At 58.6% G+C, this 21,616-nt stretch carries 19 protein-coding genes; 9 read left to right on the forward strand and 10 right to left on the reverse strand.

The features are described from left to right. Nucleotides 1–16: 16 nt before the first annotated feature. Nucleotides 17–886, forward strand: coding sequence for a hypothetical protein (locus tag K3152_RS13015; RefSeq protein WP_221574564.1), 870 nt, complete (start codon nt 17–19; stop codon nt 884–886). Here the strand turns inward: K3152_RS13015 and K3152_RS13020 are convergent. The 6 genes from K3152_RS13020 to K3152_RS13045 are packed head-to-tail and all read right to left on the reverse strand — an operon-like array spanning nt 883 to nt 12,161. Then, on the reverse strand, nt 883–4,995 hold the full coding sequence (locus K3152_RS13020; protein WP_221574565.1) for a hypothetical protein: 4,113 nt from the start codon (nt 4,993–4,995) through the stop codon (nt 883–885). The genes K3152_RS13015 and K3152_RS13020 overlap by 4 nt on opposite strands. A 50-nt stretch (nt 4,996–5,045) precedes the next feature. Continuing rightward, complete coding sequence (locus K3152_RS13025) at nt 5,046–5,885, reverse strand: hypothetical protein (RefSeq protein ID WP_221574566.1); 840 nt, start codon at nt 5,883–5,885, stop codon at nt 5,046–5,048. Nucleotides 5,886–5,923: 38 nt separating this feature from the next. Further along, nucleotides 5,924–6,706, reverse strand: coding sequence for a hypothetical protein (locus tag K3152_RS13030; RefSeq protein ID WP_221574567.1), 783 nt, complete (start codon nt 6,704–6,706; stop codon nt 5,924–5,926). Next, nucleotides 6,703–9,237, reverse strand: coding sequence for a poly-gamma-glutamate biosynthesis protein PgsC/CapC (locus tag K3152_RS13035; protein ID WP_221574568.1), 2,535 nt, complete (start codon nt 9,235–9,237; stop codon nt 6,703–6,705). Before K3152_RS13035 ends, K3152_RS13030 begins: the two co-directional genes overlap by 4 nt. Nucleotides 9,238–9,255: 18 nt before the next feature. Beyond that, a complete protein-coding gene (locus tag K3152_RS13040) occupies nt 9,256–9,636 on the reverse strand; it encodes a response regulator (RefSeq protein WP_221574569.1) in 381 nt (126 codons plus the stop codon). After that, complete coding sequence (locus tag K3152_RS13045; RefSeq protein WP_221574570.1) at nt 9,633–12,161, reverse strand: hypothetical protein; 2,529 nt, start codon at nt 12,159–12,161, stop codon at nt 9,633–9,635. Before K3152_RS13045 ends, K3152_RS13040 begins: the two co-directional genes overlap by 4 nt. Nucleotides 12,162–12,816: 655 nt before the next feature. Between K3152_RS13045 and K3152_RS13050 the strand changes: the two genes are divergently transcribed. The 7 genes from K3152_RS13050 to K3152_RS13075 all read left to right on the forward strand — a co-directional run bounded on the left by K3152_RS13050 (nt 12,817) and on the right by K3152_RS13075 (nt 16,443). Beyond that, entirely contained in the window at nt 12,817–13,161 is a 345-nt protein-coding gene (locus K3152_RS13050) for a hypothetical protein (protein ID WP_221574571.1), read from the forward strand. A gap of 304 nt (nt 13,162–13,465) precedes the next feature. Then, complete coding sequence (locus K3152_RS13055; RefSeq protein ID WP_221574572.1) at nt 13,466–14,011, forward strand: hypothetical protein; 546 nt, start codon at nt 13,466–13,468, stop codon at nt 14,009–14,011. Between the two features lie 227 nt (nt 14,012–14,238). Then, a complete protein-coding gene (locus K3152_RS13060; RefSeq protein WP_221574573.1) occupies nt 14,239–14,634 on the forward strand; it encodes a hypothetical protein in 396 nt (131 codons plus the stop codon). Between the two features lie 2 nt (nt 14,635–14,636). Continuing rightward, nucleotides 14,637–14,765: a hypothetical protein gene (locus tag K3152_RS14320; RefSeq protein ID WP_282098376.1), complete on the forward strand. Its 129-nt coding sequence runs from the start codon at nt 14,637–14,639 to the stop codon at nt 14,763–14,765. 204 nt (nt 14,766–14,969) lie between these two features. Then, the gene (locus K3152_RS13065) at nt 14,970–15,263 is read left to right on the forward strand and encodes a hypothetical protein (RefSeq protein WP_221574574.1); all 294 of its coding nucleotides are present in this window, start codon (nt 14,970–14,972) and stop codon (nt 15,261–15,263) included. Beyond that, nucleotides 15,260–15,763: a hypothetical protein gene (locus K3152_RS13070; RefSeq protein ID WP_221574575.1), complete on the forward strand. Its 504-nt coding sequence runs from the start codon at nt 15,260–15,262 to the stop codon at nt 15,761–15,763. Before K3152_RS13065 ends, K3152_RS13070 begins: the two co-directional genes overlap by 4 nt. A 92-nt stretch (nt 15,764–15,855) precedes the next feature. Next, on the forward strand, nt 15,856–16,443 hold the full coding sequence (locus K3152_RS13075) for a 3'-5' exonuclease (RefSeq protein ID WP_221574576.1): 588 nt from the start codon (nt 15,856–15,858) through the stop codon (nt 16,441–16,443). 437 nt (nt 16,444–16,880) lie between these two features. On the opposite strand, the gene K3152_RS13080 is transcribed toward K3152_RS13075, so the two are convergent. The 4 genes from K3152_RS13080 to K3152_RS13095 form a co-directional block, all read right to left on the reverse strand. Further along, on the reverse strand, nt 16,881–17,261 hold the full coding sequence (locus K3152_RS13080) for a hypothetical protein (RefSeq protein WP_221574577.1): 381 nt from the start codon (nt 17,259–17,261) through the stop codon (nt 16,881–16,883). Continuing rightward, nucleotides 17,258–17,938: a hypothetical protein gene (locus tag K3152_RS13085; RefSeq protein ID WP_221574578.1), complete on the reverse strand. Its 681-nt coding sequence runs from the start codon at nt 17,936–17,938 to the stop codon at nt 17,258–17,260. The genes K3152_RS13080 and K3152_RS13085 overlap by 4 nt, the downstream gene beginning before the upstream one ends. A 186-nt stretch (nt 17,939–18,124) precedes the next feature. Then, complete coding sequence (locus K3152_RS13090) at nt 18,125–19,330, reverse strand: hypothetical protein (RefSeq protein ID WP_221574579.1); 1,206 nt, start codon at nt 19,328–19,330, stop codon at nt 18,125–18,127. Between the two features lie 353 nt (nt 19,331–19,683). Next, a complete protein-coding gene (locus K3152_RS13095) occupies nt 19,684–20,268 on the reverse strand; it encodes a recombinase family protein (protein ID WP_221574580.1) in 585 nt (194 codons plus the stop codon). Between the two features lie 259 nt (nt 20,269–20,527). Here K3152_RS13095 and K3152_RS13100 point away from each other — a divergent pair, with 259 nt between their 5' ends. Continuing rightward, the gene (locus tag K3152_RS13100) at nt 20,528–21,616 is read left to right on the forward strand and encodes a restriction endonuclease, SacI family (protein WP_221574581.1); all 1,089 of its coding nucleotides are present in this window, start codon (nt 20,528–20,530) and stop codon (nt 21,614–21,616) included.

Here is a 21,616-nt window from a genome sequence, read left to right on the forward strand (position 1 = left end):
TCGACTGATCGCGGCAATGGGTCTCGTTCCCGTAATGTTGACCGGACAACCTGCTCATGCGGAAAGCGAAGTGTTCGCCGATGTCTCGGTGCGCGGAGTGGCGGCCAAACGCGATGTCGTCGAAAGCGATGAATTCGACAGCACCGGATATGGGGCTGATGCACGGCTCTTCTACGAAAACGACGATGAGAGGATAAGGTACTGGGTCGATACGTCGGTCGGGATCTTCGATTACACTGACGAAGGCCGCTCGACGCGGGAAACCTTCCGCGGCGAATTGGGCGGTGCGTACCAGATAAGCGAAACCATCGAGCTTTCGCTTGAAATTGCTCATTCCGAAAATCTGGTTTTCGTGGAATCCCTGCAGGCCGATCAAAAGCGCGGCCGATTGCAGGGGCAATGGGAACGAGACGACGACCGCGTCCGGGTCCATGCAGAGTATCGCCATCGCAGCTATGACCAGGAGGTTGAAGCGACCGGCAGCGGCATGCGCTATTCGGCCGAATACAATCGGCGCTTTGGCTCCTATCATTGGCTTCGCTTCAGGGTGTTTCAGGATGCCATAGATAGCGAAGACAACCGGCGCGACTACAATCGCATTTCAGGGGCTGTCGACTATAGCCATCCTGTCACCAACCTCCTCCGCGCGAGGGCCAATGTCGACGTCCGGAGCTGGAAATTCCCGGGCCGCACTGCGCAAGGCGATCCCGATGGCGACAAGCGCAAAGACAGCTATATCGCGCCCGAAATCGGTCTCGATTACGGGCGGCAAAGCGGCGGGATTTTCGGCAATCTGCGCCTAAGCTACCAATTGCGCACGAGCAATGACGAGCGTTTTACGGGCGACACGCCACGTGTGGCGGCGGAAGTTGGATACCGCTTCTAGCGCCGGCGTGTCAGTCGCAAAGCCATGTCACGGACATTATTGCCCGTTTCGCTCATCCAGCCGGACAACCAGCCACCCTTCTGGCGAATAGTCAGCCGCTTAAGTTCTATCGCGGCGCGGGCGCTGCTGATCTGTTCTGCCATCACTGCCCGATAGACTTTTTCTGCTGCCTTGCGCCGGCGAACGGCATCGCTGGCATCAAGGAATGCCTCGGTAAAATCGGTCAGCCATTTGCCGACAGAGCTTTCGGATTTTGCTTCGTCCTCCTGCGATGAGTTCGCGAAATCCATCTCGCGCCGTCTGAGTTGCGCTTCCATCCGCTCGATAATGCCAGCCAGCGATCGAGAGGTAATCGTCGATGAAATATCGCCACGCTCCCGCAGAGCGGAAATCGTTTCGCGAACCTTGCCTTCCGACAACGCGCCGAATTCCTGGAAAGACGAGAGGGTCTGGAAGCCCTGCTCGGCTCGACCCGCATCCTCGCCCAGCAAAGCCTCGCAAGCGCCGTGGACCGCGTCCCACGCCTGCCAGGTGTAGACAAAATCGAGCCCTGTGCCCTTGATATTCTGCAAACCCATGATCCGGTTCAACAGTCCGGGCGGGGTTTCCCGTGCGATCTGGCGAACCAGCGTGTCGCCCTTGGTGAAATAATTGCGGACCGGAACAAGCGACGCCATGAAGCTTTCTCGCAAGGCTTCGCGGATGGCGGCGTGTGCCTTTGCGAGATCATCGGTCAGTTGGCTGCGCAGTGATTGGCAGACGCCGAGTGCAGTATCGAGGTCGGCGATGTGCTTTGCCACCCGGTCGGCGAAGTCTTCCGGCAGCGCCTCACCAAGTGCAGCGGCGAGCTTGCCCTCCTGCCAAGCTGCGACAAATGCCGATGTATCCGCTTGGCCCAATTCGCCGAGCATGGCGATCAGGCGCCATTCGATCTCCTTGCGCGACCGGGGAAAGCGATGCCGCTTCATGAGCGCATCGAACGCCTCGTCCACTCCTCCTTCGGCCGACGTAAGGTCAATCGCGGCAGCATACTCATCCCACTCCTGCCGGATGAAATCGAGCAAGCCTTCGATGTTCGAGCCGATGAGGAAATGCCGGTCTGCACTGACATCGTTGACGATCATGCTGGCAAAGACGCGCGATCGCGGCACACGGTCTGCCCGATTGTTGACGACTGTGGTGACGAAAACACCCGGGTCGCTCGACAAGTCGTGATCGGCAAAGCCCATCCGTGTCCAATTGCCCATAGCGCCGAACCGCTCGTTGGCGGACATGCCCATGACGAATTCGAGCAATGCGCCATCTACGGCAGAGCGAGGATAGACCTTCAGCACGCCGAGATCGGCGACCACTCGATCGGCCATTTCCTTGACGCAATAATCACGGTCCAGCCCCAACTCGCGGCCCATGGCATTGACCAAAGCAATATTGTTAGGGTGTTCGGCATAGGGAAACCGGTCAAGCAGGCGCTTGTGCAGCAGGCCGGCATCGCGCCAACCGACAGTCTCGACCCGTGTGTCGAACAGCTCCGCCCGCTGTTCGAGAAGCGGCAGCATCTCTTCTTCCGAAGTGCACAGCACGGATCCTTCGGGAACGAACTCGCACATGACTTCGGCCACATTGCGCCCGGCCGGCCCCTGCACGTCTTCGTGATCCGGAAAGGTGTTGGTAATGGTGGCGATATCGTCCTTCATCCAGTCGCGCTGAAGAATTTTCACGAAGCTCGGATTGAGCGCCATGCATTCCCAAAGGAAACTGCGCGCGCCGACACCCTTCGCAATCGCAAGCAGATCGGCCTGCTCCCAGATGGTCGCCTTGTCGTAGGGTCGAAACAGGAATAGCTCGGTCAGGTCTCCGTAGGGTTCGCCCAGCAGGAACATCGCCTCGCAGCCTGTTGTCTTGGACACCAGCGGTGCGCCCAGCGAGTTCATCAGCCCCGCCTTCAGGCGTTCCGTCCCTGATTTACCCCTCGTTCCCCAACCACCCAGCGACAGGGCGATGCTCTTGCGAAGCAATCGAACTTGGCGCGCCTTCCACATGTGCCGTCCGAAAAACCATGCCGATAACAGGACGAGAAAAATGGCAAGGTCAGTGAGCGAATTCTCATAGACGGTAGCCACATAGGCGGCGATTTCGTCGAGCAGGAAGGGGATGCCCAGCAAGATGCCGCCGACGTCGAACAGGCGGGTCACACCTTGGTCGGGCTGGGCAATTTCCTTTGCGCTCTCCCCCTCTGGGTAAGGACGATGATGCAGCGTGACCCCCAACTCTTCCAGCCGTTTTACATAGGTTGCCGGGTCATTGTTACGCAGGTCGGCCAACTCGGGAAAACGGCGTGTGACCTGCCACCACACGCTTGCACGATCCAGAAGGCCTTCGGGCGAAGTTACCGCGGTGAGTCCCTCGCTGGTGTAGATACGCGTTTCGCCCCCCCGGTCGACAGCGGAGAGTACGAGATCCAGCAAGGGCAGATAGTTGCGCCAGCCGCCTTCACTTGCGATGTGCAAAGGTTCCCCTGGCACAGCGGTTGGGGCAAGCTCTGCCAGGTGCGCCGAGGGTGCCACGATCCCGCCCCGAAAGACACGCCCAATCGTGTGATAAAAGGCCTGCCGTTTGTCGGTCGCGCCCAGCTTCAACTCGTAGAGCGTCCGCCAGACACGCCGCTCGAATACCTCGCCGCGCGTGATACGAGGAACCCTGCCGGTTGAAAGGGTCAGCGAGAAATCCTGCTGCGTCAGCACGGACATCACACGCCCTACGCGCGCCTCGTCTGCCGCGAGATAAGGCGCAATTTCGGGAAGACGCCGCGTTTCGCCCTCGGTCATTCCTGCCACGGCTGTCATGATTAATGCTGCAATTTCCTTGCCATCGCTATCGCAGCTCAGCCAGATCCGCTCACTCGCCTCACCCGCCCAGCGTCTGACACGCGGCTTCGGCGCAGTTTGCCGCAGGTTTGCAAGTGCAGTCCGAAGGGTCGAGGCCCACTCGTCGGCCTGCGGCTCTTGCGCGAGCACTGCCCAGTCGACGAATTCGCTGCTCGCAGCGATTGCGCAGCGTGTGACGAACTCGTCGTTATCGTTAGGCAAGAGCGCGAGAATGATGTCGAGCATCTCTCCTCCACCGATGGTCGCGGCGAGCAAGCCGGTGCGGGCCAAGAGGGCGGCGCGTACCTGAGCATCGAAATCGGTGACAAAGGTGCTGGCAATCGTCCGTGCGATTTCCCCCGGAACCAACGGAATGCTCTCGGCAACAGCCTGCCTGACAGCCCCGTCCAGGTCTTGAGCAAGGCGCATCTGGTGACGTGTCAGATGCCGATGACCGGCCAAATGGGTTGCGAGCAGGTAGGCCAGCCGGCGCCGGATGAAGATGCGGTTATCGTCGAGGATCGTCGTCCCCATCGTACTCGGGGCCTCCAGACGTCGTTCGACAATACCGTCGACCGAATCCGGATCAAGATGGAACAGAGCTTCCATTGCTTCGCACTGGACCCAGCAGTCTTCCCGGTTGTCGAGGGCTGCGCGGCGGATGTCACGCAAGGCCGCATCGACCCAGAAATTCTCCTTATCACGCACTGCCGCCTTGCCGAGGCGAGCGAGGCACCGATAGGCGGCGGCTCGCACACGGGCGTCGCCCGGATGGTTTCGCAGCCGCATCAACATTGGCGATGCGTGCTTGGAGAGGGCGGTATGCCACGCGCCCAAGTCCATATGCGGGAGTACGGTCGTGGCCATGGCCGCCAGTCGGTCGGCGGCGAAGGCGAGGCACCGCTCGCCATGCCCACGCCTGCGGCGGAAGCGTTCTAAAACGGCATCTATATCGAAGGGCTCTCCGACATGACGCTCGTCGGAGCGGCGTTGATGTCCGGTCGAACCCATCGTTTCCGCAAAATGCAGGATCGCCGCGTTGCGCTCCACGTCGTCGAGCGCCTTGTCATAGCGCACCGCAAAGGCCTCGCGCGCCCGCTCCATGTTGCTCAGCCGCTCAAGCGTCGAAAGGGCGAAGCCAGCAGGAATGCCGATCAGTTCTCCCGGCTTTTCCAGCATGAGCGGATTTGCCCGCCCGTACTCTTCCAACTCACTCATCAAATCCGCATCGAGCCGGGCGCGCATCGGATTGCTCGCGGCGACCAATCCTTGGCGGTAAAGGCGATCTATTTCGCTCAGCGCCCCATTCCTTGCGCCAGGCATTCGAGAAAGTTCGAGCGTGCATCTTGGTCCGCGATCAGGAATTCCCGCAAGGCGAGCGACATTTCGATGTGAACAAATCCATCGAAACCGTTCTCCCTCAAAGCCTGCCCTTGCGCGTTGGAAAGCGCTCCCAATTCCGACACATCATTGGGATAGACAAGCACGCGACGCGGATAGAACGCGGCGCTTAGGCAGTCGGCCATGTCGAGAAGCGATCCGCTTGCGCTGCCGGTCCCGTTGCTCAGGATCACATCGGCATCGGCCCCGGCCTGCGATTGCCTCATCTCGCGGTCGAAGCCGTGCAACTGTACCACCAGACCGGCCGGGTATATTTGCCCAAAGGCAAGCGAGAATGCGGTAAAATGGTTGCGGGGGCTGCGCGCGAGGTCGGCCGCATTGGCGCAAGCATCCTGTGCCCTTCGCGGCGCGGAATTCCAAGCCGCCGCAGCCAGGCTGCCCTCCGCAAAAAGCTGCAGCGCCAGCGTTCCGGTATGCCGATCCGCCGCGCGATGCGGTGCGGATATGAGGATGGGAGCGGAGTGCCGGGAGAGTCCCAGCATGTATGCGCCGCGCCCGGCGCAATCCTCGGCGGTCTCGTCAAGCCTGAGAGCGTCGAGAGGAGGATCTGCAATTGAAACGTCGAAGCCCTGGCCCCGGATTGGGTCGCGCCAACGTTGCGATGCCGTAGAAGTGAGTGCCTGTGCAAAGCCTTCGCGGGCTTCGCGCAGCTGCGTCTCCTCAGGCTCCTCGATACGCACAGCGCGCGAGAGCGGTTCGAAAAATAGGGCTGCGAGGGCGGCAGTGATGATCATGATGCTTGCGAGCAGGACATGTCGGCGGTTTCTCACCTTCATGGCGCGGCCACTACCTCCGCCTCGTTTTCGTCCACATCGACTTCGTACATTACGACGAGCTGGTAGGCTTCCCCAGCGATCCCGTTCGGACCGATCGGTCGCCAGTTGTTGCGTGAAGCCGCCCGCATTTCCGCTTCGCTCAAGATGTCCGCCGGAAAAGCCGATCCGCTGGTGAGTTGCGCCTGCTCTTCGGAACTTCTTCGGCGAAAAGCGACCAGTGCGCCACTGTCGGATAGCGGCTGACGCTCGTAGACGCGTATATCCATACCGAGCACGCCGCGGTCCGCATCGAGCGCGAGCAGGTTAATTGCGGCCGTGCCCTCCGGCGCGTCGATAATCGCCTCGTTCTGGATGGCGATCCGCTCGTTCGAAGTGCGCAGGAAACGGTGAGGTTCGATTTCTTCGGTCATTTCGGGCAGCACCGCACGCGAATAGATGTCTCGCTCCTCGATAACTGCCCCTGCCGCGTCAAGGAAAGCAACGCGATATCCATAAACCCAGCCGGCAGGAGCGATGGGTGCGCTCTCCGCGATCGAGACCGAGGACAAGAGACGCACCAGCTCCCTCTCGCCCGACAACGTAAATTTCGTCGGCCTGTCGAGTCGGAGCCGGTAAACCAGCGAGCGCTTGGCGCCATCGACGTCGTTGACGCCTTCTGCGCGCAACAGGCCCGAAATCCTGTCGCCTAGCCGGTCGGTGCTAGCGGCAAGAATGAGACCGATAAGCATAAGGCTTCCGAGAAGTGCCAAACGAACGACGTGGCTGAGACGCATCGTCATCTCGTCTCTCCTTCCTCGTCGGCCCGCGTCCAGAATACCGCGAAACGTCCTCCTTCAATCTGCTGCAGAAATCTGAGGCTGCGATTGCGCCCGGCATCATAAGCAGCGAAACGGCGCGACCGGTCGGACACCACCGCATCAAGACCTGCGCTTCGGGAGAAAGCGACGAAGGGTTCGGCCCAGTTTGCGTCTGGAGACAGTACATCGCTGGCGATCACCAGATTCGACCCGCCGGGCATCGGTGCATCGTCGCCACGTGTCTCGCGTACTTGGATAAGATAAGGCGGTCGTCCGTCCTCCCTCCGGCGCAGCAGGGCCTGTGTCACGGTGCCGAAGCTACTCCGCTGACGGGCGAAATAAGCGGACGCTTCGGGGGCGACCAACAGAGCACTAGCGCTCGGCTGCGACATCAGTTGCGCGCCGGTTTCTGCGGTGCTGGAAGCGCCTCCGTGTGCTTGCACGACGAACGGGCCTTCGTTCTCAGGTGCGATGAGAAACGTACCACTGCTGCCATCGCGTGCCGCAAGCCTCCACAGGGCGCGCCCTCGGAGGCTGCATTGTTCGAGGCTGAAATCCAGCAAGTCGGCACTGGCCGTCGAGAGTACGGGCTGCTCACCGCGCTCGAGCGAACGCAAAAGCGGTTCGATGACTTCGAAGCGCAGATAGGCAAGCTCGACGAGCAAGATGTCTTCCGCTTCTTCGGCAATAGCAATCTCGCATGCAGGGATATCTGCAAATGGCGCGGCTTGCGGCCTGACAAGGTCACGCAAGCCGCTCTCGCCCAGTGCCAAAGTCACGGCATTCGAAGGAACGAGGCTTGCGAATTGCGGTGGGGGTGCACCGAAACCTACTTCAAGCCCCGGCAATGCCTCGCGCAACCCCGCTACGTCGAGCGTAGCCGCGCCCCGACCGGCAAGCTGAAGCTGCCTTGCGCTGCTACTACCCCCTACGAGCAAGATCGGCTCGCTCGTACTTGCGCTCGTAAACGCAGAAACGAGACTGCTTTGCGTTTGCTCGGCAGGGCCTAGGGGAGAGCCGACGACCAGCCAGCGCGCATCTTGTTGTTCACGCAAGGACAAACCCGCTGCAACCAATCCCGGCGTCGCGGTCGGATCAGGCAGGATCACGGCAAGGTCGTTGCGCGCTGCACCGTAAAAAACAAGCGCATCGCGTCCGCGCCCGTCGGCTCGCTGAATCAGAAGGCTGCCATCTGAGAGGCCGCGCATCTTCCAGCCGGCAGCTTCATAAGATTCTCGAACGAAGCCAGTGCCCCCGCCAGCTTCGATAAGCGCAACCAAACGGCCAAACTCTTCTGCGTCGCCGTCAGCGAGGGCAGAGCCGTTGCCCCGGATGCCGCGAAGGTGTGCATCGCCTGCTGCCGCAGCAAAGGCGAGCGCGGCGTAACGCCCGCGTCGCTCTGCTGTGGTGCTGGTCAGGTCATTAATGCTCTGCGTCACGCCAGGGACGGCAGCGGACAGTGCGAAACCCACGATATTTCCCGTGACGGCGCCAACGAAAGACACCTGCAGGGTGGACCGCATCAGGCGCGGAAATATCTTCTTGTCGTGCGCCTTGATGGCAATCAGTGTGGAAAGGAGATAGCCGAACCCGAACAGGTCGGTTGTCTTGATATCTATCGCCAGGATGACCACCGCATAGCCGAGCAACATCTTGTAGGCGAAGGCGATATTGAAGAAGAGCAAGATCTTGCGAGCTCCCTCTATCGTGGTGTTAGCCAGCCAAGGTGTGCGAAGGAGCAGAACGGCGGCGCCGTAGATCACTCCTGCCTCGAGAAAAGAAGTCAGGATCTTGGCGGGCTGATACCACTGGAGGGCTATCAGGGCCGGGATTAGCACTCCCGAAAAGTCCCAACCGTACCGCAGGTTCATCCGGCTCGCGATGATCGCTGTCAGCGTAAGGATAATATACGCTTTCGGACTGGCGAGGATCGAGCTGGCCAAACCTTCGTAAAGATAGGAAATCCCGCTGATGCGGAAGTTGGTGAACTCCATCAGGCCATAGCGCACGATCAACCACGCGATCGCCGTAGTCACGATAGCCGCAGCCAGACCGCGGGCGAGGCCGGGCTTCCAGAACTGGTTCGCCAGAAGCGAGACGACCACAAGGCCGAGGCTCTGCAAATTGTTGCGCCAGTCGAACTGACCCAGACGATCGCCGAGCATATCCGCCAACTGCGGCAGGAGCCAACCGTCCATCGCGAGGCGCACCGCGATGCTCGCTATAACCAGAGCCACAAAGCGGTCGCGTCCGAAGACGCTATGCCACCGCCCATTCCCGAGCCTCTCGGAAAACCAATACACGAGCAAATAGGTGATTATGGCTTCGACCACGATCACCCCTGCCGCGAGCGGTTTCAGGATGACCAGCGGGACCAGATAACCGGGCACAACCAGTCCGGAAAGCACCCAGCCAAAACGCAGGTTGAAAAAGCACACGACGAATACGCCGACCCAGACGGTGGTAATGACCGAACTGGCCAAACCTCCTTCGGGGAATATCGGCAGTATCATCGTGCGCCCCCCATCAGGTCAGCCGCCTGCGCGATCCTGCAGTAGAGCGCCGATCTGTTCGATCAGGTCTGCGGGATCGATCGGCTTGCGAACAGTTCGCGCCACACCCAGTTCTTCGAGCGACCTGCCGCCCACGGAGTCTACCGAACCTGAAATCACGATCACCGGAGGAGGGTTGTCGAGCTTTTGCGGAAGTGCCTGCAAGAATCGCACCCCGTCGATGCGCGGCATGATGATGTCGAGAAGGATGAGGTCGGTAGGATTGTGTGCTACATCGGCCAGCCCGGCTTCGCCGTCATTCGCAATTCGGACCTCATACCCTTCATCCTCGAGCAGCTCGGCCAGCAATTCGCAGCGCAACTCGTCGTCATCTACAATCAGGATGGCCTTGGCCGTCATACGATACGCCTCAATGTAAGTTCGAAATTATAGCCCCTGCCGGTTTCGCTTTCATAAGTGAAGTCAGCACCCCATCCGGTTATCACAAGCGCGCTTTCCTTGATTATCTCGAATTCAGGGATTTCGTTGCGGGGTGGTGCGGCAAAGGCCTGCTTCAGACGTTCTCGCGCCATCCCGAAGCCGCCGGTAACATTGATGCGGGAACGCGCCGCCTCCTCCACTAGCGAAACGGATATCTTACTTTCAGGCGGGCTGTCGGCAATCACCAGCCGCAGCAAGGCCTCAAGCATTTTCGACAGCACGAAGGGATCACCGACACTATAACCCGACACACCCGGCAGGTTGAGTTCGATCTCGACCTCGTAACTCGCCGCAAGATCGACCAGCTGCGCCCGAACCTTTTCGGCGATGGGCGCAAGTTGGATCGGATGCGCCGTGAACTCATTCGCAACCGGGACGTTTCTTGCCAATGCGTTCATGGAGTCCAATCGACTTGTCGCCGTCTGGGTGGCTTGTACGATCCTGTCGATCATGCGCAGGCGCCGCCCTTCGTTACCGTCCGATTTGCGGGCCAGCGCAGCACCAAGGGCAATCGTTTCGAGGTCGTTACGCATCTGGACATCGACAAATTCACTGACAGCCCTGCGCAGGTCTGACAGTCGTGCCAGTTCCGTCGTGTCGAAAACTTCGAACACCACAACGTTCTCGCGCGCGGACACGGCCGGATCGGGACTTGCAATCCGCAGTGTGGCGTTCAGGCCAGGAATTCCGTGGACCGTTGCAGAAGCTTCTCCCCCCTCGCGCAACACATCACGCAAAAGCGCTTCCGCCTGCCCGTCGGTCAACTCGGTCAAGCTCTCGATGACTTGGGACATCAGCACCGTTTGCGGGTTGAGGTCCGCAGCTTCGAGCAGGTCGATCATTTGCGGATTTGCATGGAGTGGGAAGCCGACCACGTCGAACACCATCACGGCCGAATGCAATTGGTCGACCGCCTTTCTCAACTGGCGTCCGTGTCGCGCGATAAGTTCGATAGCGTTGACAACTCGGAAGTCGACCGGATCCACGGCGCGCAAGCCGCGCTGCTGAGCCGAAAGGCTTGCATGCGATATCTGCAAGGCGAGAAAACTTTGCGCGATGCTGCCGGCTATGAATTCGCCGCCTTCGGCCTCGGGATGATCGCCGAATGTGTAGAGCCAAAGGAAGGGCTCGTGACGTGAACCGATAGTCCGAAGGCGAACATTCCCAGGCCAGTCGGGCAAAACATCGCCTGCATCTGCCGACATAATAGAAGGCGAGCCGTCGAAATTCCTGAAGAGTTCGTAGAAAGCGCTCTCGTCCAAATCGGAAATTCCCGCCTCGATAGATGCAAGGACGTCCGGTCTAGCGCGCTTGCGGGGACGCAAGAGCAGCATCTTCGCGATCCCTGCCGTCGCTGCGGTGGCAGTGAACAAGTCGGGAAGAGTGTCGCGGTTGCGGAATGCTGTGTGGGAGACGGTCTGTTCGATGGCCGGAACGAGCGCGCGCTCCAGCCGAAGGTCCTTGCGCCTGCCCTGCAATGCCACCGTGCCGAATGCAGACAAGATAAGGGCCGATAGCATTCCTCCGAAAGGAAGGATGCGTCCTGCCGTTTCGAGAACGATCCAGCCCGACACCATAATACCGACGATGAAAGCCCCAGATAGAAAAAACGAGTGGATCCTCCTGCGCGTGAAAATCAGGCCAAGTCCGCACAGGATGGCCGTGGCAAAAATAAGCGCAGCCGCGACAGTCAGGGAAAATTTGGTGCTGGACGTATTGGTCAGCAAGGCCTGCATGGCATAGGCCGAAAATTGAGCGGGAGGCACCGCGGCCGTATCAGGTGACAAAGGGGTGGTTACCCGATTGGACCGAAGTTCGGCTGGCGTCGCTACCAGCACTGTCATTCCCGCAAGGTCACCCTCGGCCAGATTACCTGTCATGATCTGCTCGGAAGTTAACACCGCAAAAGACAGGTTTCGAGGCATCGGGATATAGTATTTGTCGGAAGCAGGACGGACATCGGCAACTGAAGTCTCGAGCATGCCCAGCCGTCGCGCATCGAATCGAATGCCCGTGGGCAAGGCGCGATGGATACCGTATTCTGCCATAGGGGCAGCACGGGGCAGGCGTTCGGGATGTCCGGGCACCTTCGCCGGCACCGCCATTTCAATGGAGAAATTCCCCGAAGCAGAAGCGGGGACGAGATATCCCAGCTTTGTACGTGCAAGGTATCGCGGAGGGAGCGCAGAAAAATCGCCCTCTGGATCGCTCAGGAATACGACGTTCTGTGCGCCTAGCACGAAGCTAGCCTGCGCCAAGTCGGCAGCACTTGTCGCCTCGGCATTTTCTACAATAACCACTTCCGGATAAGCGTCGGTCGGACGAACCGACAGGCGATCGAATATCAAGCCATCTGCAATTTGGAATGCGCCGAGAAGCTGCAGGCAAGTCGCAAGAACGGCCGCTATTGCCGCAGGAAGCAGGTATTGAGTGTCTTTGGCCAATCCTGACCCTGCGACAAACCTCAGCTTTCTGCCGCCCCTGTCAAACTCGTCTGAAATCTTTTGCCCTCCAATCGTTTATAGCTTTGGCATCATCAAGTTCGCTGTCAATTCCATTACACCTTTGGATCAATGGCGATCGAAGTCAGGAACCCGGCGACGACCGAGCGCCAAAACCGAAAAATTAGGAGAAAGTTTGATGATCGCACCGCGTCTGCTTTTGCGCACGTTGCCATGATGCGCAAACGGCTGAATTGGGGGCGCTTGGTTGTCAGCCGCGTCAGCTTGAACGAATGTCTGCTTTCGGGAGATTTACGCTATCACTCGAACGACCGATATTGGGGCGCGAAGCGGACAAGGTGACCACAAGCGCACGATAGCTCGTCAGCGGAAGGAAGAAGCCCGCTGCGAAATGCAAAGAGGTAGACCTTAGCCGGCCTTGGCGAAGCGAGACCTTCGCTCTGCCCCTGGCTGACGAGGCTGGAGCCTACGTCGCAAAACTGTCTTTGGGTCTCATCCTATTCAACGAAGCAGCCCCTGAGGCGCGGGATCGAAAAAACTTACACCAAGCGCCACAAACGTTAGCAAACTTTCCTATGATAAAGGTAAGCCTCGTAGGAATGGAATTCGCCATTAAGCACCGAGGCAAGGAGGTCGCATGACTAGAGAAGTACTGAAATATTCGCTGCCGCTCATCGACGTGTGCGCTGGCAACAAAGTGGTCTTGCCGGAATTTGGGTTTGATGAGGCCGTGATCGTGTCCGAGAAATATAGAGGGCGACCGTATGCTCACGATATGCGCAGCGGCCACTACGACCTTTCGCACATCGACCCCCGCGACGAACGTCACAACTTCACTGCAGAAGAGTTGGAAGAACAGGAATATGCTGATCATATGACCCTTATCGTCACGCGCGCTTCTTGGACCCAAGGTATCGTGCTCTACGTCACGGACCTTCAGCGCGAAGTCACGATCATCGATGACGAGCCTTGGGATATCTAAGGGGCTTGCTCACTTCGTAAGCTCATTCCTGTGGGGGTGATCGAGCCATTTCCTTACTTTCAACCGGCACCCTCTAAGGCGGGTGCCGGCGAGTTTAGGTGAGCGAGCCGGAGATCGGGTTTGCGCAACGGATGAGGTCGCTCAAAGCGGGCTCTTCTCTTCACGTTGCTATCCGCCTCCGTGCGCTTGCCTAGCGCTGAATGGCAATGGGATTTGATGAGATGGTTGGCTGACGCCGAAAGGTGAAAATTCCATCTGAGGTGTGCAGACTTGCAGCCAGCTGCGCGCCGCCTTGAGAATCCTCATGTCATCGAAAAGCAAGAACCGCGAGGTTGCCTACACTCGCGCCATAAAGATTTGCCAGAACCTGGCCAAGCTGACCGTCTACGAACTGATCGGCGGTCAGGTCCTCTTACCCAAGGAAGAGGAGGGAACGACACTGCAACCGAGACCTCTGGTGCTCTTACCCGTTGTAGACGAGCCATCGGCAGGCGCGGTTGAGGCCGTCGCCAAGATCGGCACGACCTTTGTCGCCGTAAAATCTACGCTCCATCCAGCAGGCGATCAGCAGGTCGAGTTCACGGTTCTTGTGCCCAATAACGTAGAGACAGCTCGCCATGGCAATCTGCGCGCATGGAGCGATCGCAGGCACCGCATCTTCCTAGTGCCTGATGCCGACGGCAAAAAGGACACCGCAGCCTGCTTCGAGTTCGACAAGGGTCTCCGCCAAACCACGCAGCCGTGGACGGACAAAGCCGATCTCGAACGCGGTCTGGATCTGGCCAGGACGCGGCTCCTGTCGGCCAATGGAGAGGGTGCCGATAACCGGCACGACTCGACCGTCAAGTGAACAAGTGCTCGGCGGTAAGGCCGAGAAAAATATGAAATTAAGAGGGGAGGGCGAGCTCGGCCAGAGCGGCCTCCCCCGAAGGAATATCCAACGTGAATATGATTACCCTGCAACGCCCTCGCGAGGGCGAACCCTTGCTGCCGCCTACTAATTACAGGACCTTCAGGACGCTGAGCAGGTTCGGCGCATTCGTGAGCGCATCCGGACTTTCGTGCGAGGGCCAAGATATGAGCGCCCACGCTGCGGACGGGTTCTATGCCGACCGGGAAGCGAGCGTGGTGGTGACTGCCACTTCTTGCGACCGGCCGCTTTTCTTCCCCGAATGCGAGGCTCTCGCCCAGTTCCTGCAGATGGACTTGGTCCTGATGCGGTTCGATCCGCTCCTTGGTGCCTCGTTCGATGTGCTGATGGCAGGCAGCGATAGCTGGCTCTGCGACTTCCTCGCCTGGCGCCGCGATGGCGGAGACATGTGGCTGGTGCCCGCTCGGGCTTCGGGTCCGTACTTCTGCCTGAACGAGAGCAGGCTCGAAGCTTTCGAAGGCGCTCCTTACGCAAATGGGTCCGAGCGCTACGCCGGCATCATTCGCGCCATCGAAGCTCCGTCGTTCGAAGGGAGGTTCTAATCATGGCCCAGATCACTTCCAACAATATCGCACTTGTCGATGACGTGGTGGAGTCGCCGCAGACGAAGTTGAGCGTGTTCGTCCACGATTGCTGCGATGACCATCGCGACTTCGCCTTCTCTCGCCACTGATACAAAGGTGAGGAGAACAGGATTGGTGTCCGGCCCTGGTTCGACAAGAAGCTCTTCCCCGGCGAGGACCGCCGGTACGGGTGCGCGGCCAAATACGACCTGCTTCTGCCCCCGACCGCTCCGGGGGATCTTGGCAGGTTCGGGACCCTCGTTGACCGGTTCGACGATACTCTCCCGCCCTATGAGCAGCACGCGATGGTCCACGTGAAGATCATGCTCGATCCTGCTGAGGCCTGGCACGTCGGGTTCGAACGCGTGCGCAGCTACGCGCGTCATCACTTTGCGCATCGCTTTGCGACCGTCCTGATCGCACATATCCCGGGCCTCGCTGGCCTCAAGGGGCAGGGCAATCATGTTCACTGCGCGGTTCTTTCCCGCGAGGTCACTATCAATGGCTTCGGCGGTGCGTGCACCGATCTTTGCAGCGACCGTGGCTACGAAGCGGCGCTTGCAGCCTGGCGCGAACACAAGGAGAGCTGGGAGGATGAAGGAGCATGAGCGATGAAGCAAAGCCTGCTCCCTCAGCCTTCCTTGCGGAGCATCTGGCGCGCAAGGGACCGGAAGAACTCGACAAGATGCAAGCCACAATCGACCTCGCTCGCAAGCTGCTGGCGAGCGGGGAGGTCGAGCCATACGCCGACGGGCATAACCTCTTCGAATTGCCTCCTTATCCTTGGGAAGTAAGCGAGGTTGCGATCGATCTTCCAAGGTGTATCTTCCTTGGAACAGTGAGCGATCTGGCAACGGGCACCGGCCACACGGTTTACTTCGCTGCTGGCCTCGCTCGGGACGAGGATGAGTTCCGCCGCCAGCTGGCAGCTCACATCGGTCACACGCTTGCCAATGGTGCGACGGTGAAGGCGGGACTTGGAAACTTTCCGTTCTCGAAGACCCTCATCTCGCATCCGCTCCGCCAGAAGCTCCAGAAGTTTCATGAAGGTCGGAATGCGCCAGCGAGCTTCTTCTACCTCGGTCAGTGGCATGAAAATCGCTCGTGACGGCTCGCTGTCCGGAGGCTCTCTGCCTAGACCAGCAGGACCGGGCGAGGGCAACCAAGCATTTCCGTGAGATAAAAAAGAGAACAATAGAAATGAAGAACATCCTGAACCTAAGCGACCGGCACATTGCTATCCTCGACGTCGAGGCATCGGCGCTGGAGGCGGGAAGCTATCCGATCGAAGTGGGTGTGGCGCTCGTTCGCGGGCCGTCCGAGCCTATCGGTGTCGGAGCAAAGCTGATCCGACCGACCAAGAAGTGGCTTGATACCGGCGTGTGGTCGAAGTCTTCGGAAGCGGTGCACGGCATGCCTCCGGATCTAGTGAAACGTGAGGGCAAATCCGTCGATGAGGTCTGTGACTGGCTCAACGGTTTGCTCGGCACAGACACCATTGTTGCCACAGATGCTCCCAGATACGACCAGGATTGGCTCGACACGCTGTTCGCTGCCGCAGATCATGAGCAGAATTTCAAGGTTCTCGACTTTCAGGTCCTGACGCGAGACTTCAGCGCTGACCAGCACCGCCACCTTGCGTATCTGCTAAGGAAGGATGCTCCACCGCATCGTGCAGCTGAGGATGCATTGCGCCTGGCTTCCAAATTGATGGAGACGCACTGGGGGCACCCGCCGAGAGAAAGTCACTTACCCGCGTTTTCCGATTTCGGCGGAGAATCCAAGTGAGGCTGGGGCACCCTTGGGGGCATGGGCTGAGGTACCACTCTGTAAAAGCCCGTGTCGCGGGGCCTATGGCGAAATATGTGGCTCCCTCCTGCTCCGCCATCCTGCCTGTCCGCAGGATGGGCTGGATGGTGGACCTGCGAGAGGCTGAGACCCCTACGGTCCGGATTCGAAGCGCGCAGCGCGAAGAGGGCCGAAGCGAAGCGCAGGCCAATCCCTCCTTCCTTCTCCGAATAGAAAGCAACCTTCGAGGGACGAAATCCGGGCGCGAGGCAGGTGCTCCCGCGTCACTGCGGGATGCGTGTCGATGGGTTGGCAAGGGTAAGTGGCGGAGAGGGAGGGAAACTCGACCCGAGAAATAAAGAACGTATTTTTCAGCTATTTAGAACAAACCTTCTCTCGAGGAATGTAACAGAAAATGTTACATGTGGCGCTCCAGATTAGGGCGTATCGGAAGGGGGCAGCGTGGACGGCGCAACGACCTCGACGTCGCCACCTCGGTCCTCCCCTTCGTCGAGGTCGAGTACGCCCAGAAGGTGTGCGCCAACCACTGTCGTGACCAGTCCCGCTATTATTCCACTAATCCATGAAATCATCGAGGGTCCGAGCTTCCGCACAAACCCATCCTTCTTCTTGCGGAGATAAATGGCCGCAAAGGGCAGGTACTTTGAGTGCAGCCACGTCACTGCCAGCAGAAGAACAACGCCTGTCGCCATGAATATTGCGCGATCCGCAAGGGTCGCGAAGCTTGGCAAAAGGATCAGGGCAACGAGCAACAAAAGCTGGTTCAGGCTGATCCCCCAGCGTGCATAGGTTGTCACGTATGTACGCTCGAATGCCGAATGGTGCGCTTTAGGGCCTCTAGTTTCCCAAGAACCCATGCCTCGTTCTCGCCTTGTGTCATCGCCCAATTCACTTGAGGCCCGAACTCGATCGTAACGGCCTGACTGCCTACAGCAGCGTCTTGCTTCTGCGCGAATATGCGAACCAATGATGCAGTGTCGGAGCCGAACTCGAACTGTTCGAAGTCCTCCAGATAGCGAGCTTGCTCGGTCCCGGTGTTGACCGAAACGATCACCGAAGGAAACTCCGAACGTAGACTGCGGGCGATCTTTAAGATGCCATCTCGATCAATCTGGATGGCTCCGAAGTTGTGCCTCGCCGAGTGATGCTGGTTGGCATCGCCGACCTCTTGCGCCACATCATCATGTTCATGGGGGAATAGATGGAATGTTCCCCCAGTGCCGATGGACGTCTCCCAATCACCTCGTATCTGTCCGCGAGCGTCTAGCGCACCTTTCGCGATGAAAGTGCCAAACTCCACTCCCTCAATCTCGGTTTGCGGCTGGCCAGTGATGGACAAGGTGGGAGGGTCGAAGCTGCCTTCTACAGCGTAGACCGCAACAATACCGGGTTCATTTAGCCTAAGAACGCCCGTAAGCGCCTCATCTTCGCCTTCAAGCTTCAAATAAACGTTGCCAGTGTTCGTGCCGAACACCCTGCCAGCCCAACGTCGTGTAATCGCCACCGTGACCTCAAAGATTGTGAGATAAAGTAGCTGACCTCTTTACGGCGCGTATTCAACGCATGAGGGAAAGATGTCCACGCCGAATAGCGCCAGATCACTCTACCTCAATCGTCGGTGCAACTCGTTGCAATCATTTTCGAGACTAAACGGCGAAGGCTACTCGTAGGGTTTCTCGATCCACTGACGCCCTCCCATGATCCTCGCAGCTAGATCATAGTCATTTTCGTGTTGGTCGGGGTCAGAGGTTCTCCAGGTGTCGTCTGGGAGGAACCCGGAAAGCATCGCCATACGAACGGCTGCATAATGGTCGGTGAGGCCGTATCTTCGTCTCTCGCGCTGTTCCTTTAGCTGCACCTGCCAGCGAAACAGCACTCCGGCGCGAACGAGGCTTCCAATCGCTCGGCTAATGCCGGGGTTCCTCTGGTCATCGTCGATAGCGCCTCCGGTGAGAAGCACCTGCTTAACAAGCGGGTTGAAGAGATGGCCCTGACCGGCAGTTGCCTCAACCAAATGTCCAACGAAGGTCGGAACGTCCGCCACATCTACACGAGGAGGGATTGAAGCGGCACGCCCCAACGCTCGCCAAGGCAAACGTTTGGTCGCATTTTCCGCCAATCTATCGAGAAGAGAGATCAAGCGATCATTTCCGGTGCTGCAACCCCGCAAATGGTGCCCAAATGCCCTCCGATAGCGGACCTCAAAACGGGTTCGAAGGTTAGTCTTCGCGTATATCGACAACTCCACGTTCCGCGTCCCCGTCAGAGGAACCACAAGGTGAGGGAAGCCATCGTCTTGGAAAACAGCGAAGCTGGTGGGGACCGGGCGACCGTCGCTAGGCACGTCCCAGAAATCTTGCCGTTTAATGCGCCGTGCCAAGTCCAAGCCTCGGTCAGTGAGACGTCGCGTTAGAGCGACCGGGTCATTGCAGCGGCGTTCGGTGTATAATTCAGCCTGACGTAGGACTAGTGACCCCCAAGCAACCTCGACGCCATAGGCGGTTGCAGTTGCGCAGCTAAGCATCTCCAAAACCAACTCGTGGAGCTTGGCTTCATAAACGCTTAGAAAATCCGATCTTGCGGCAGTGCGCTCTGCCGGTGTTGCTCCGCCTAGCTCGGCGACAGACACCAGCACATTCTCACTTTGATCGAGCGCGATCTCTCGACGTTCCGAGTATGCGCCTTCATGAAACGCCTCGTCAGTTGACGCGATAGGCTTGAAGAACCGCGCTAGCGTCAGGTCTTCAAGGCCAGCGCCGTTGCGACGAACCGCAAGTGCACGAGTGGTGGTCGGGTTGAGGTTCAGTTCGAGTGTGATTTTTGCTTCGCCCGCGACGCATTCATCTGCTCGTCCAGGAGATGCCATATTAATTTTGAGGTCTCCGCTTACGGCGGCTCCATATCTCACCTCGGCGCGAAACCTGCGTCCTACAGTGGGCGCAGCCCTGATGAAGCTGCTTGGGCCGATCTCGCGCAGATACCCGAGGAAGGAACCGGCGTCACTCCACTGGACCCGGCCCCTCACTGTCACACGCATCTTGTCTGGCCAGAACTCCGTCGCCTCGGGGCCTTTAGACCAATCGAGTTGCGTCAGCCCGTCTCTCTTGCGAGGCCGCGCAGGTGGTAATGTCGTCCTGTTCGTCATTTGGTTTTTTCTGATTTTTCTTTTTCGCCCCTATAGACGGGGCCTGCGACCTTGGGGGTTTTCCAGCTTCGCACCTAAGTGGGGGATACGGCGCAGTAACGGTCTACTGTAGCCTTGGAAATCGAGAACTTCTGCATCGTCTCGCGGACTGTTGCCCCATTATCGTTGCGCCATTGACGGACTGCCGCTGGGTCTGCGGCTAACGGCCTCCCAAGGCTCGGCTTGCCCCTATGCGTCCTGCCAGTCTCGCGAAGCGACTTGCGCGCAACGGCTCGCCCCGCTTCGCATCGTTCGCTGATGCGCTGCCGTTCCATGTCGGCGATCTGGGCGAGTACGGCGACGATTAGCTCTCCTACGCCCCTACCGATGGGGCCTAGCCCACGGACATCAAGCGTAATGCCATCTTCTAGCAAGCGGCGCACAGTCGATTGGACATCCAGCGCGTCGCGACCGAGCCGATCAAGTGCATAAACACAGAGGGTGTCACCCTCACGAACGTATGAGAGAAGCTTGGCAAATGCGGGCCGCGATGCTGCGAGACTCGCCCCGCTGACACCTTCGTCGATGAACTCGCGGTCGAACGGTCCAGTCAAAGCTTCGCGCTGCGCTTCGATGCTCTGCCCGCCGGTGGAAACCCGGTAATATGCTATGCGGCTCATGTCGTCTCCGAAGCCTCAAAAGATAGGGTAACATTATGATATTGCATCAGAATATGCAAACCGTATGTTTTGAGGCAGCGAACTTCGTGCGTGAGAGCCGCCTCAAAACCTACAACTTTTGCAGCCCCATTTTTCCGTCCATTCACCATGGTGAGGAGATTGCTGAGTTTTGCATTGTGTTTTAAGGTGAGTTTTTATGTTGACTCACACTTAAAGCTCACATAGTGGTGCCTGACCCTGAACTGGAAAAGGAATCCAAATGGATCAGAACGCACTTATTGATGGAATGAAGGCTAATCTCCGTACGGCAGTGGGTTTCACTGGCACCCTGAGCTTGCCGAAAAACGTTGAGATGGCCACGCAAGCCTTGATTGCAGATGGCGCACCCAATTGTGCGCTTGTCGCAATGACAAACCTAGCCGCGACCGCGACCGATAATACAATCCAGCCCGACATCCTTAAGAAGCGCCATGGGGGTGTTGATCTGCGCTCTCTCTATAAGAAAACCACCCGGCCCGTATTGAGCGAGATCATTAAGGCGCTTGGGGTCACGATGGCGCTCTCGAAGGACCCGTTCGTGTCCAACCCCTTCCGTGAAGAGAAGGTCGACGAAAACTGGGTTGAGGAGCGGGGTAACAAGCTGGCTGGAGCAGAAGAACTGCGAGTGCTCCTGGCATACGCATCGGCAAACCCTCGTGAAGCTCTTGAAGTGCTTTGCGCAGTCGGCAAGGCCTACACTGAGAAACTCCAGCTCGCAAAAATCTCCTATAATCTGCCCCCTCGGATCACCACGCATTTCGCAGCGAAGTTGCTAAACGATTGGATGGGCCAGCAAAGCAGCAAAGGGTCCCGCCTTGAGATCACAGCGACTGCTGTACTGCGATATACCGGCAGCCAAATGTCGGGTGGCTGGAGCGAGGTAGAGAGCCACGAGGTCAATGACTCGACACCCTATGATCAGATTTGCCGTCATCGAGGATCGGTTGTGGCGCTATCGGAGTGCAAGGATCAGCCGGTGACCGCATCCCACGTAAATCAGCTGTCCGACGAAATGCGTCGAATGGCATGTTCGCGAGGCTACCTGTTCAGTCGGAAGGAATGGCTGGAAAAAACGGACTGGAAGACAGTCGAGGAGGCTCTAACCTCGCGCAGTGTGCTTGGCTATCGGATCGATGTTATCGACATCATGGAGGTCATTCGCTCGTGGCTTCCGCTTGTCGATCAGGATGAGCGTGACCTCCCCGCCTTCATGGGCATCTTCACCCAGGAGTTGGACAAACGGGGGCAATTGGAGGATCGAAGGTCGCTGGCGACCCTTATCGACGATCTGGTCAATTCAGGACGCTGA

The organism is Qipengyuania polymorpha, assembly GCF_019711435.1.
Classification (GTDB): Bacteria; Pseudomonadota; Alphaproteobacteria; order Sphingomonadales; family Sphingomonadaceae; genus Qipengyuania; species Qipengyuania polymorpha.